General features: G+C 44.7%; 12 protein-coding genes. 3 read left to right on the plus strand and 9 right to left on the minus strand.

The genetic code is table 11. The annotated features are described in order from the left end of the window. Positions 1-33: 33 nt before the first annotated feature. From QHH26_12005 to QHH26_12015, 3 genes are all read left to right on the plus strand, one after another. Positions 34-738, plus strand: a complete 705-nt coding sequence (locus QHH26_12005; GenBank protein ID MDH7482679.1) for a nucleotidyltransferase — start codon at positions 34-36, stop codon at positions 736-738. Between the two features lie 9 nt (positions 739-747). Continuing rightward, entirely contained in the window at positions 748-1,530 is a 783-nt protein-coding gene (locus tag QHH26_12010; GenBank protein ID MDH7482680.1) for a sugar phosphate isomerase/epimerase family protein, read from the plus strand. Between the two features lie 105 nt (positions 1,531-1,635). Beyond that, entirely contained in the window at positions 1,636-3,162 is a 1,527-nt protein-coding gene (locus QHH26_12015) for a sulfatase-like hydrolase/transferase (GenBank protein ID MDH7482681.1), read from the plus strand. A gap of 12 nt (positions 3,163-3,174) precedes the next feature. On the opposite strand, the gene QHH26_12020 is transcribed toward QHH26_12015, so the two are convergent. The 9 genes from QHH26_12020 to QHH26_12060 form a co-directional block, all read right to left on the minus strand. Continuing rightward, the gene (locus tag QHH26_12020; GenBank protein MDH7482682.1) at positions 3,175-3,561 is read right to left on the minus strand and encodes an OsmC family protein; all 387 of its coding nucleotides are present in this window, start codon (positions 3,559-3,561) and stop codon (positions 3,175-3,177) included. Positions 3,562-3,922: 361 nt separating this feature from the next. After that, complete coding sequence (locus tag QHH26_12025; protein MDH7482683.1) at positions 3,923-4,882, minus strand: ribose-phosphate pyrophosphokinase; 960 nt, start codon at positions 4,880-4,882, stop codon at positions 3,923-3,925. Then, positions 4,879-5,145 carry a BON domain-containing protein gene (locus QHH26_12030; GenBank protein MDH7482684.1) on the minus strand — a complete coding sequence of 89 codons (267 nt, stop codon included), beginning with the start codon at positions 5,143-5,145 and terminating at the stop codon, positions 4,879-4,881. The genes QHH26_12025 and QHH26_12030 overlap by 4 nt, the downstream gene beginning before the upstream one ends. A 92-nt stretch (positions 5,146-5,237) precedes the next feature. Then, positions 5,238-8,345, minus strand: a complete 3,108-nt coding sequence (locus QHH26_12035) for a heparinase II/III family protein (GenBank protein ID MDH7482685.1) — start codon at positions 8,343-8,345, stop codon at positions 5,238-5,240. Between the two features lie 239 nt (positions 8,346-8,584). Continuing rightward, a complete protein-coding gene (locus QHH26_12040) occupies positions 8,585-8,782 on the minus strand; it encodes a DUF2795 domain-containing protein (GenBank protein ID MDH7482686.1) in 198 nt (65 codons plus the stop codon). A gap of 130 nt (positions 8,783-8,912) precedes the next feature. Further along, positions 8,913-9,992 carry a galactokinase family protein gene (locus tag QHH26_12045; GenBank protein MDH7482687.1) on the minus strand — a complete coding sequence of 360 codons (1,080 nt, stop codon included), beginning with the start codon at positions 9,990-9,992 and terminating at the stop codon, positions 8,913-8,915. A gap of 55 nt (positions 9,993-10,047) precedes the next feature. Then, positions 10,048-11,895 (minus strand): family 10 glycosylhydrolase, encoded by a 1,848-nt coding sequence (locus tag QHH26_12050; GenBank protein MDH7482688.1) that lies wholly within the window; start codon positions 11,893-11,895, stop codon positions 10,048-10,050. A gap of 268 nt (positions 11,896-12,163) precedes the next feature. Next, positions 12,164-12,574: a CRISPR-associated protein Csx15 gene (csx15, locus tag QHH26_12055; GenBank protein ID MDH7482689.1), complete on the minus strand. Its 411-nt coding sequence runs from the start codon at positions 12,572-12,574 to the stop codon at positions 12,164-12,166. Further along, complete coding sequence (locus tag QHH26_12060) at positions 12,571-13,494, minus strand: DUF1887 family CARF protein (protein MDH7482690.1); 924 nt, start codon at positions 13,492-13,494, stop codon at positions 12,571-12,573. Before QHH26_12060 ends, csx15 begins: the two co-directional genes overlap by 4 nt. Positions 13,495-13,496: the final 2 nt, after the last annotated feature.

Here is a 13,496-nt window from a genome sequence, read left to right on the forward strand (position 1 = left end):
AATTAAACTATGCGCCGGTTTTGAGGGGATAAAATGAAAACAGAAATTCCAGAACAATATGCTGAGGTTTTCAAAGAAGCTTTAATGGCTCTCAATATTGCAAAAATACCTTATGTTGTAGGTGGTGCATACGCTGCTTGGCACTATACAGGATATTGCCGGTACACCCATGACCTGGACCTATATCTAGAAAAAAAGTGGGTTGAACAAGCAGCAAACGTCCTGCTTCAAGTTGGTTTTTTGGACTATGGAGAAACCGCAGCTGGCGATCGCGAATGGATCTTTCATGCAATTAAGAACCAAATAATGGTAGACCTTATTTGGGAATCTCCAAACCATCTTTTATCTGTAGATGAATCATTTTACAAACGGGGAGTTGAGGGAACTTTCCTAGGCATACCAGTTCGATTCATGCCAGCTGATTGTCTAATCTGGACAAAAATATTTACAGTCAACCGCCAGCGCTGCGATTGGCCTGATATTTTTAGAATTATACGTTCTCGACCAGGAAATCTCGATTGGGATTTCCTGCTTTCAAAATTGGGCGAAAATTGGCAAGTATTGCTCTCTTGCATTATACTCTATGAATGGGTATATCCCGCCGATGCAGACGCAGTTCCGCATTATGTTCGCAAAGAGCTGTTGGAAAGGCTCGAAAAACTTGAAATTCCTAAGGAACAACCTAGCAGGGAAATAATTCTAGACCCATGGATTTATACACGCGGCGTGTTGATATAGCGAAATAATATGTTAATCGGCGCAATGAACAACCCAATGAAAGATGTTATTGAGGAGATTGAAAGTTTTGCCTCGGATGGGTTTGATTTTATCGATTTAACGCTCGAACCAGACTTAGCATATTCAGCAAGGCTTCCAGTTAACGAAATAAAAAAAGCATTAGAACGAACCGGCCTTGGTGTTGTAGGACATACAGCTTATTATCTTCCAATCGCATCGCCCTTCCCCGAACTTCGAGAAGCGGCAATCGCCGAAATGGAACGAGACATGCGAATATTTGCAGAAATAGGGGCAAAGAAGGTTAACATTCACCCATTTGTAACTGTACCCTTGCACGACAACCGATGGATTCGCGAAACCAATATCAATGCATTTGCAAGATTGTCGCTTCTTGCACGAGAGTTGAATTTGAAACTGATGATTGAAAATACAGTGCCGCTGTTTAACACGCCGCGAGATCTCTCTGCAGTCTTTTCAGCTGTTCCAGACCTTGGCCTTCACCTCGATGTCGGCCACGCAAACCTAATGACTGAACATAATCTCACGCTTGAATTAGCTACGTTATTCTGCGATAGGCTGGAACATGTGCATTTTTCCGACAACAAGGGAGGCGAACTTGACTTACACCTCCCACTTGGCGTAGGTCACATTGACTGGAGATGGATCGTACATATTCTCAAGCGTGTGGGGTATGATGGTACTATAACCCTCGAAATTTTTTCCGAAGACCGTGATTACCTACTCTTCAGCCGCGACAAACTACGAAGATTATGGGAGACAGTAAAAATTTAACTATCACTCCCTAATAAACACCCCCATTGATTTCTCACGCCTAAACTTGTAGAATGCGTAAAATTAGTAACGTACCTTTCCCCAACAATTCAGGAGGCGGCTTTCATGCGTTATACTAGGCGAGAATTCATCAAGGTTGCTGGCGGTTTCGTGTGTGCATACACCCTAAGCCCAAATCTCCTAGAAGCTAGCCAAACAGCAAGCACAAACATCCTCTTTTTAATAACAGACCAGCATCATCATGGGGTACTCGGCTGTTCAGGCAACCCATTGGTCAAGACGCCTCACCTCGATAGACTAGCATCACAAGGTGCCCGTTTTACAAATGCAGTATGTGCAACGCCATTCTGCTCCCCCACCCGTGCCTCCTTTATAACAGGGCAATGGCCACATACTCATGGTGTTGTACGCAACATTGAGAAAGACGATGTTGGCCTAAAAGACGACGTTGTCGCCTGTGAACAAATCTTGTTCGACAAAGGTTACTGCACTCGCCAAATGGGCAAGTGGCACCTTGGCAATGTTCGCGATTTGCGCTGTTACAACAACGATGAAGAAGATGCTGTCTCCCAACAGACATATCAAAAATGGCTAAGAAAACAGCCTGTTGAAAGATGGCATAAACCTCGAGAAGGAGATGTCGTTATTGACAATGCAGCGTTAAAACCAGAAATGGCAAAGCTTTTCGAGGTATGGTCTAAGGAGAAAAACCGTTCTGCACAAAATCCCGCCTACACAGGCCGCTCCCTATGTCCTCCTGAGTATACCTTTGAATCATGGCTTGCCGATAGGTGTATCGAACTTATTAAAAAACACAAGAATGAGCGCTTTATGATAACATATTCAGTTAACCCACCACACCCATGCTGGGTTGTACCGGAGCCTTATTACAGCATGTATGACCCAGCAAAAATTCAGCTTCCGCCTAATTTCACCCACCGTCCCGAAGCATACAAGAATTCTCAACCCGCCCGAATTGGTCAACTGATGAGCGATGATCTCTTGCGCGAATATCTGCGATGCTACTATGGCTTAGTTACAATGGTTGATGATTGCATTGGGAAAATACTTGATGCATTGAAAACTGAAGGACTAGAAAAGAATACGCTTGTCGTATTCACTAGCGACCACGGCGATATGCAAGCAGGTCACAGAATGGTAGGCAAATCACTCCCAGCTTTTTATGAAGAAATAGTGAGAGTACCGCTAATAATAAGCTACCCCGGACACATAAAACCAGGAACAATAATTAATACGCATGCAGCGTCGGTTGACCTTATGCCTACTTTTCTTGACTACGCCGGTGTGAAAATCCCTAAAAGCGTACAAGGAATTTCACTTAGGCCATTGCTTGAAGGAAAAATAAAGGAAAATGACCGACCTGCTTTTTGCGAACGAGGATTGGGCGACAAAGGGTCTTTCAGCAGAATGATTCGTACAAAGGAATGGAAATATTGTGTCTTTTCTGACGGGCGCCATGAATTATTTAACCTAGAAAAAGACCCTTGGGAAATAAATGACCTTGGCATGAACTCAGCATACAAAGATATTAGGCAAAAACTACATAAACAACTAATAGAACATATGGAAGCCACCAACGACCCCGCTCTCGCTAAGTTGGGAAAAGTTTAAACTACTAAATTTTCACACTAATTCAATCTTGACTTCCGGTGGATTGTGAAGTGTGTTATGTATCAAACACTGCTTTGCTACCACCATGATAGCCTGATGTCTGTCTTCTGGCACTTCAGCAGGCAAATTTACCTTCACGTTTAAGCTATTAATCCTAGCTGAAGGTTTATCTTCCTTTTCGTAACTCACTTCAATATTTAGGCCTTCGGTTGAAATCCCAGATTTGTTCAAATAGTTTGCAACATACACGCCAACACATGAACCAAGCGAAGCTGCGAGAAGTTCCGGCGGCATCATTCCTGAATCTGTTCCACCTAGGTCTGGAGGCAAATCTACGACAACGCGATGCCCTCTTGATTCCGCAATAAACTTCTGTCCGCCTTCATAAGAAATAAGCACTTTTCCATCCCCTTTCGAAAGTTTGAATTCTCCTTGCTATAGCTAATCACCTTCACCGAATCTTTTATTGGCCCTTACCAAGGGCAAACAGCAATCCAATTATAGCACCCAAAGCAATGCTAACATACGGATTGCATGTAATTTTTCACCCACCTCCCAATGCCTTACTAACAAGAAACAGCATATAACCAGCGGCGCCGCCCAAAATCAATCCGAGAATTATTTTCATCCTTTCCAGCCTCAATTCAATCTTTAAATAAATTGCCAAGCAAGAACACTATTCTTGTTTTAGTCTTGACTTTTATAAAAACCTTTAGCCTGTGAATTTTTTCAATGACTTATTTTGATTCGATTGGTCTCATCAAACAAACAATTGGCTTACTGAGCTATCGGTATGGATGCTTCTGATGGCGTCCGCAATTAAGTGGGCTATAGAAACAATGCGGAACTTTTTAAGAGTTTTTCCAGCAGGAAAAGGAATTGTATTTGTTACCAGTACCTGTTTTATGGCAGGATTTGCAAGGCGGCTAACTGCTTGCTCCACAAGAACCGGATGAGTAGCAGCCACGTAAATTTCCTCCCTAGCCCCATGTTCGAGCAAAGCCTTCACACTTCTTTCGATTGTCCCTCCGGTTGTTATCATATCATCAATTATGATAGGACGTTTCCCTTTCACATCACCGACAACATGAACCGCTTCTGTTAATTCTGGTCCAACACGCCGCTTGTGAATTATAACAACCGGAAGACCAAGGCGGTTTGCATATTCGGTAGCTAACTTAACACGACCTGCATCAGGAGAAACGATAACAGCATCTTTTATCTCAAGCGAATGGAGCTCTCGACACAAAGCCCCAACAGCAGTAAGATGATCAACCGGAATCCTAAAGAACCCTTGAATTTGGGGGGAATGAAGGTCCATGGCTACAATCCTGTCCGCCCCACCTGTGGTGAGCATATCAGCAACCATACGGGCTGTGATTGGTTCCCTGCCAGTTGTTTTCTTATCTTGCCGTGCATAGCCATAATAAGGGATTACAGCCGTTATTCTGCCTGCAGATGCACGATACAACGCATCGAGTATTATTAGAAGTTCGGTGAAATTTTCATTTACAGGTGGGCAAGTCGGCTGAATAACGAAAACATCCTTGCCTCGAACGCTTTCCTCTATCTGGACGTGAATTTCTCCGTCAGGGAACCGCGAAACATTCAAACGCCCAAGGGTACGGTCGAGCCTAATCGCTACTTCAAGCGCTAGCTCTGGGTGGGCTGTTCCGCTAAATATCTCAAGCTCACCACGAGGACGCTGAAGTTCGCTCAAATCCCAACCTCCAATTGATTTTCTACTTTTACAACGCCAAGGACTTCCGATGCTGCCTGCTCAGCCTCTTGCTTGGCTAACTCATCTCGAACTTTTCCTTTTAGGATAACAACCCCATCGTTAACGATTACTTCTATATCCTTGGGCTGTACTGCATCATTTTCATTAATTAGGTTTATTACATCTTCACGAATCTGGTCCGATGTCCGAAAAACACTTGACTGAGCTGGCCCTATTAAACTGCTGTCATATTCCGGCTGCATGTTTGCACTCCTTTCCTAGCCAGATGGCCTAATATTAGGCTAATAACCCGTATTTTTCATACCCTCCATTTTTAGGCTTAAAAACAAGGGAATTAGAGATTGAAGGTAAAAGTGCCAATATCTAGGGGGAAATCTTTTGCGTCAATGTGAACTTGGGCAGGAGTATTGCATTTTGCTTGCAGATTTTTGTTTTCGCGCACAATGTGGACAAACGAGGGAATTTCAAATATGTCACCGTCTTGTATGTCATAAATTACAAGTGATTTGCCCTTTGAAAAAACTGACGCATCTGGGACAAGAATCGTTCGCTTACCACCGGCTGCAAGAACATTAATTATTCTTGAGCTTCTACCGTCTTCTCCTTTAATAAGCTTTCCACGAAAATAACCCGTATCCGTGCGGATACAAGATGCGGACTTTTCAAGGGGAACAATATTGTGGACCTCATGCATTCCTGGCTCGTCATCTGGACTAGTGAACCCTTTTCCGAGAACTAAGGTATCTGTGTCAAGCTGGATTATAAATCGCCCACCCTTCCTGGTTACTGACTTAATTCGGTAAGCAGATTTATGATTGTAGTCTCGCCTGCCGATGTATATAATTTGCCCAACAAGAGAGCCGTCTGTTGGAAGCTCACGTGTTGTTTCTATTTGGCAATTTTCGTAATCAACTGAATTAATCCGTCCCCAATACTCCGATATCCCGGTCGTGATTGTTATTCCGCTTACTGAAACATGCGTCCCACCAATCAATAATGCCTCGCACAATTTGCCATGCTTTGTCCTTACGAATGCAAATCTACCTTTCAACCTAACAATTTCACCATTCGTAGAGAACTCATATTCCTTTGCAGGATTAACCGAGGAAAGAATATAATCTCGAATATCATTGTTAATATCAACATGCAAGCCCACAGGTAGACCATCATCATCTTTTACAGCCATGCGCTCAACGTCGATACCGGGATTCAACCCACTGTATGGCTGTAAAACACTCGCAAAAGCCGAAGATAAGTCATCGCCTTTTCTTCGCACGATTGCAAAGAGCGCTTTGGGAAACTTAGGCAAAACTCCAGGCGCTGTTGCAGTAACGATTTCGGACCCCGGTGGTGGTGCAAGGTATATCTTCAGCATATCTTGACTTTTTGAATCTATTACCCAGCTTGCCGAGCAGCTTTTTCCTATGGGTCCATGCCGTATATCATACAAGAAGCCATAACCATTCCCAGGAGGCGGATTCCAGTAAGGTTTAGCACCGCTTACACCAATTATGTCGCCGTCTGGCCCAACTCTACGCCCCCAATCATACTCCTTGCCTGCTAGGCTTCCTTCGCTGTCCAAATTGCTAAGTTCTGCGCCCTCGACAGTAAGTTTCTCACCAACGGCATGCCAAAAAAGATCATGACTGTCCCCACCGCGAACACGAAAGATGTCTGCAAGATATGAACACTCGCTATTAGTCCCAACGAGCGCAAGGGTTCTTCGGTAAAGTGATACCCCTTCTGACTTGTAGGAATTCTCTGCCGAAGCCTCCACCATTCTAATCGCATTCCCCTCAGCAAATAGGTGAGGACTTCCACCTGTCAAACCTTCGAGCATCTGCGAGCGTTCATTGACAACTACTAGGTTATGGCTTGCGGTTTGATGAGCCCAGCCTTTTTGGACGTGCGCACTGCCTAGCACATAGCCAAGGTCATATGTAAGCTCTCTGCCTAGTGCAAAGAAGTTTACGTTAAGATCATCCAAATGCCCATGGCAAACCGAAGGCCCATATCTTAAAAGTACTGCGCTCCCTTTTGGTCCATCACCTGCCCTCAAAATTGCTATTCCTTTTCCATCAAGAAGGTTTGACCGTTGAGGCTGAGAAGTTTCAACGTTTACCTTCGGTGCAGGTTCAGCATGAAAGAGTAGCCAGGTTTTATTAGGCAATGAAGCCCTTGCGGCCTCAACATCGCCGTTAGACATCTTATTGAGCAGCTTAGCCCATTCTTCTTTTGCTTTTTGCGAACTTGCTCGCCTGTAAAGATATTCTACTCGCATGAACGAGAGCGGTTCGAAAGTCTTGCTATCGCCTTCAAGCTTCACTACATCGGGCAGACTATCTCCAAATCTTGGCTTGTGTCCTGCGCACATCATATCCAATTCGCTATAAGCCAATGCTTTGGATAGCTTCGGGTGCTCATAGAGATTGATTCCCTCTGGATATTCAGGACTCCGATAGTTCACTAGCATTTCAGCCATATCAATATATAGGTTCAGCGCATGGTCAGCATATCCAGTCGAGGTTTCAAAATATTGTCCATCACGGTCTAGATTATTCTCTAGGAAATTCCATACATTTTGAGGACCTTTAAGAGCCCAATTTGTATAGTTATCATCGCCTAAGACAAGTCCAACTGCCAAAACTCCTCTAGTAAAATCTGCTTGCCCATTGGTAAGACCATAAAGCCCTGTTTTGGACTGCTCTAGGCAGTAATCTGCACCATTTCTGAGCACATTTTCCTCAACTGCTTTTCTTATACTCGCTTTTCCAGTCGCAGATGGTGCATCCATCGCAGGGCTGTCGTACAAAAGATCAAAGTACCGCGCAAAATGAACCAATACCCTTGCGACTTGATATTGTGTTCTCTCGAACCGCCCTCCAGGAGCGCCTGGGTAATCAATTGAACCAATAGTACATGTGGGATATGCTTCTGCTATTCTATCTAAAAGGACCGATGCCGCATGAGCGTACCGCTCATCTTTGGTGAGGATGTAGGCGTTCGAAAGAACATCTAGTGCACGTAGAGTAATTGCTTGGATTGCAAAAGAGTTATATATTCCTATGAAATAATAGCTCTTTCCGTTGTTATCAACCCAGCCCTCGCCATTGTCGGGATGCCTTTCATCTGGGAAAATACGTTCGCATGAAGGACATTTAACCTTAAGCGGGCGTGAAAAATCGCATATTCCCCCTGCGCCCCACCAAGGCCAGGAGACATGGCACTCCGGACAGCTTGAAAATCCATAGGCGTATATGGACCCCGGTGGTGGAACACGCTCTCTTAGCTCTGCGTCTGACAGCGAAGCCCATTTATCAGCCTCACTTATGATTGTATCGAATACCTTGCGAGCCCATGTGTAGCGCTCAATATTGCTTTTTGCCCGCTCAACATCCGACGCCGTAATATATAAATAAGGATGAACTCTTTCTGAAGCCATGCTTATCTCGGCACTTATCGAACCAAGCACTGCTACCAATAAAAAGCCCAAAATAAATCCTATGGATAAATGTTTCATTTTGAAATTGCAAAATGAAAAACTGACTCCACCAAAGGTAGTATTCTATGAGATGGGGTTTAATCCTGCTGATAACAAAAATAATTAGCTAAAATACCTAAAGCACGCTGGCTTGCATAGAAACCAGCGTGTATTTTCGCAAAGGGGAAGCAGGGAGGCTATTACATTATTTCACTGAGGGCATCCCATACACTTGCCATGCTATAATAAAAACCATCCGGCGGTTCAGGCATTTCATAAAGCATGTCTAATACTTCTGGTGGCGCATGGCGGTCCTCGGCATAATCAATAAGCTCCTGCTTCGTGGCAGGAAAGTCGAGTCCCTCAAGATATTCCGCTACAGCAGCAATTGAAACCATAGCGACACCTCCTTCGAAGGAATTATTCTCAGACTCTACTTTCCCGCCGAAGGAGAATCTCAAACAGAACATTTTAGATTCAATTTTAGTTAGAACACTATTATTTCGTTTATGCCCCCTTCGAAGCTTATTATCCTGATGCTTTCTCTACTCGTGCACCCTGGTCTATAGTTATCATATATGCCTTGCCGCCAGCCATTTCTAGTGCCTCGGCTGCTTCCCTCTCATGACCCGGAGCATACACAAACATGCATCCTCCGCCACCTGAGCCGTTTATTTTTCCACCAAGAGCCCCAGCTTCCAATGCCTCCTGAAGCATGCAGTCTATCTTAGGCGTTGAAACACGAATGCCATCCCTTAATTGTTCGTGATGCCTTGTCAGCAGTTCGCCCAGCTTCCTTGGTTCGAATTCTCCTTGCAATAGCTTAATCGCCTTAACTGTTATGTCTCGATTGATTAAGTTCGCCTTCACCTTAAGTGCCGAAGATTCAGGGAGAAGACCAATTAAGCTTTCAACCTCGCTCAATGGAGTCTTGTGGAGGTCAAAATTTGGATGCAATTCTTTCAGTTTGGCGATTCCATCTATCACATCGGTTTTTGAACCAGCCAAGACGCCAAGGGTTTCCTTCTTTTGAAGCGAATCTGCCAACACAAAACCGCTCAACTGCACCGGCAACCGCTCCGCGCGAAATGGCGGCTTGCAGTCAACATATATGACTCCTCCCAAAGCGGCGGCAAAGTGGTCCATCATCCCGCCGGGCTCGCCAAATTCGAGGACCTCCGCCTGATGGCCAAGCCGCGCTAGGTCCTCAGGCGAAAATTTGTTGCCCAAACCCGCTGCCTCAATAAGGAATTTAAGCCAAGCAATTACCAGCGCAGACGAGCTTGAAACACCAGCATTAATTGGAATGGTGCCATAGACCGTGCAATCATAGCCGTGCTTGAGACTCCATCCCTTGCGGCGAAGAACATTGACGCATGATCTAAGGTAATCCCTTTTGTGTTTGTAGATTATTTCGCTATCAAGTTCGATGCAGTCGTGCTGGCCAATATCAGGCATGTCTATGCTGAGAGTTGAATCATTCCGCGCTCTGCCTTCAATCCATATTCTAAGGTTAATGGCAGCCGCTATTACCGGCAGTCCCAAGAAATCCTGATGTTCTCCGAACAAACATATCCGCCCTGGGGCAGAAACCTTCAGCCTTTCCATATTCCTCTCCTACATTTTCCAACCCGCCTATATAAGGCAGGCACTATAAGCCAATCTACTGTTGAAATCGAATTTCTCCGAATCGCTTCGGAGTATGGAGCGAACCATATGTCGGCGACCAACAAGTAGTTTCAACTTCGCTGTATACAAGCACGCGATTGCGGCAAAAGTTTGCCCGCCACGATTCGCCGCTAACCGGCGTTTTGCCCAATGAACTAAATGGAACCGATACCTCAACAATCCAGCCATTGCTTTCTCTTCCTGCCGCGGCACTCCAATCAGCGTTCCATGACGCATCATAACCTTTTGCATCGTAGCAAATTCCTTCGGCATTCACCACAAAGTGAAAATAATCTTTTGAATTCAACCCAATGAAGATTTCCACCGAGTCGTCTTGGAATACCAGTCCATCTCGCTCTTTTGCTTTCGTGCGCACTACGTTTAACTTTGGCTCGAAACACTGAAAAGCTACATACAAATTATTAGTGTCGTACGTCAACATTACTATCGTAGGCTGGGTAGCTTCCTTGCCTAATAAAGTATATTCTATCTTAGCTTTTGCCGCCGAGCGCCAAACTGAATCATCCAACTTCCCATCAATTGTCGGCGCTTCCGACGCCCTTAGAGCTTCAATAGACGGAATCGGTATAACAAAATCTGGAACAAATATATCTGGCGGCTTGGGTTCTACATACTCAGGAGCTTTACTCCAGAACAACGCATTATCGGTTATCTGCTTTGCAAGCCCAAGCTCATGCGAAGCCTCCTTCAGCACATCGGAGGAAGCCGTTGCTTTAAGCTTCCTTTTTACTTCCGACATGATGCGCTTAACTTGTTCCAATGAAGCACGAAACGGAAGCCCAGCCTTTTTCCTAAATGGCCCAACAGCCAGTGCTTTCAAATGCTTTTCGTCAAGATACGCCGATGCAAAGAGGCTTACTCCAGCAACTCCGGAATCTCTAGATATGCTTATCTGTTCAATCATTTTTTCAGGATTCCTATCAAGAAAAAAGAGCCCAATGCCCGGCGCAAGAAACGAAAAGAAGCCTACTGACTCCACCGCTTTGGATACGGTCCTCTGAAAATCCACTGCACCGCGGGTGTAGCTCATGGGTGCCAAGAAGTCTACCCACCCATTCACAGCCCAATGCAGCCAATCTTGAAGCACGCTCAAACGTGCTCCTTTTGCGTCGGGGAAAACCGCCGCCGAAACTTTGAGATTCTGCCTGGTCTTTCTTAATTCACAGCTTACATCGCGAACAAAAGTATTCACAAGGTTTTCGCGCCACATATGCCAGATAACTGCCTGATTGGTGAAGTCCTCTATTTTCATTGGGTCAATACCATGTTCTTCCATAAACTTTCTTCGACAGCGGTCGCAGTAGCAAGTTGGCACTGGTTCTTGGTATTCAAACCGAATGTAGTCGAGCTGGATTCCATCAACTGGATACTTCACCGCTAGCTCCGTGATTGCTCGCATAAGCAGCCGGCGGACAGCAGGATGCGAGGGGCACAGCCAATAACCTCCTCTTTCGGATAGAATCTTTCCTTCTTTATTCACCGCGGCCCAATCAGGATGGCGCTTTAATATTCCTCCCATGTCGTTTATGTTGCCAACTCTGAATACCCAAACCCAAGGATGCACCTCAATTCCACATTTGTGAGCCTCGTCAATCAAAATGCCAAGCATATCTATGCCGTCCCACAAATCCATTTGTGTGAGATATGAGCTTGGATAAGCAGAGTAGCCATTAAAAATAACTTCGGGATAGACAATATTAATGCCAGCTTTCGCATAGCTTCGGATTAACTCGCGAATGCCCTTCTCGGTCTTGGGGATGCTCTTTCTATCCATCCACACGCCGCGTATCTCAACTGACCGCGAAGGCACCGACGCAGTCATGACCGCGGAACCTATAAACAGAAAGAGCAAACTCAAACAGTAATTACGCAAGGCTCGCATAGAAAACCACTCATTTTCCAAAAGCCTAAGTAAAATCTTGGAGATGTCTCAGTGTAGCATCCAACAAAATGAGGTGTCAACGCAAGGTGAGGTTTCTCTTATTCTTGCCGGCGCATTTGCAGTAAAAATAAGAGATGAGCAAGGTATGACTTTCAGTCCTCTACTTACTGAGGAATAGTCTATAACTTGCTCGGCATATCGTAAATGACTAGGGTTTGCATGTAGATTCACCAATATGCATGCTTCTAGAGCGAGCTGTGTTTCTAACTTCGTTCAAATTGAGAACCTCCGCTACTTCGAAAACCGTCGGAGTTGCGTTTGGAACGGGCCGCAAGCGCAAGATTGTCGGGAAATAGCCCATTCGGCCGTGCAGTTCGGCTGTCAGCACAACCGCGCTGTAGTTGAGCGACGGCGGATTGATTAGCAATTGCTCCGTTTGCCACTCTGTTGGCGTCAGCGGGATGCTGTCTATGATAGAAACTATCTGCGGATGGAGCGGCAGTGAAGTGTTTATATGACTTTCAATATCCATCACCTTATTAATCTTTCGCCCCGTCAGCTTTTCGATTTGGGCAAGATGTTCGCTTGTGAGCGGGTGAGAGAAATTTAAAATAATCATGCGTCACCCCTGTGGAAGGTACTAGTCACTTCGTTTATTAACAGCTGCTTGTCGTCTTCTGACAGTTCATTGGAGCCTTCCTGTGCCAAGCTTTTTAGCACCACCGTTTTAATGCGGAGGTTTTCCGCAAGCCTTTTGTTATTCTCTTCTTGTTCTTCGCTTAGGAAAAGAAATTTCTTTATATAAGCGCCTGATAAGCGCGTATCGGATAGGGTACTTAACTGGTCGATGGGATCCTTTCCCCTTGCTTTCCCACCAGTTTTTACCTCTGCAATCCCAACCTGGTTACCATATCTAAACATTAGATCGATTTCCACATTATGAGTCTTTGGCCTTATACTTGTCATCAACTCGCATACATTCTCTGCAAGAGCATTGACGATACTTATCTCAGCCGGGTTTTCTGGCTCTTTTGCTGTATAATCTCCAAAATGTGACTTAATGTACTCATCAAGAGTTATTTTTGAGGGAATCTCACGTGGGCTTTCTTGCACCGGCTGAAGTTTACCTTCTGGGAAACGACAGGTATGCAGTAGGCTTTTGCCACCCTCGCTTTGAAGATATACGCATTCAATGCCTAGCTTACCCGCAAGAGACCAAGCGGCAATAGACATAGGTTTTGTTCCGCCGGTAATATTGAAAATTAGGTTTTCCTTGTTAATTTTATTATCTTTAATATAGGCTTCCAATTTTTGGAGAATATCCGGGATATTATAGGCATCTGGCATTTCAAGAAATTTTAGGCACGGACTATTTGCCCCCTTTGAATTTTCTTTTATTACTTTTTCCAGCCTTTCTGCAACCTCTTTTACAGCTTTATTTTCTGTAACTATAAGAATAACTTCACGAGGTTGAAGATATTTCACAACAATCAGATTTGGAGTCGGCTGTTCGCCAACAAGTTCAACTAATGTTTTCATTT

This window comes from Armatimonadota bacterium, assembly GCA_029907255.1.
GTDB lineage: Bacteria > Armatimonadota > UBA5829 > DTJY01 > DTJY01 > JAIMAU01.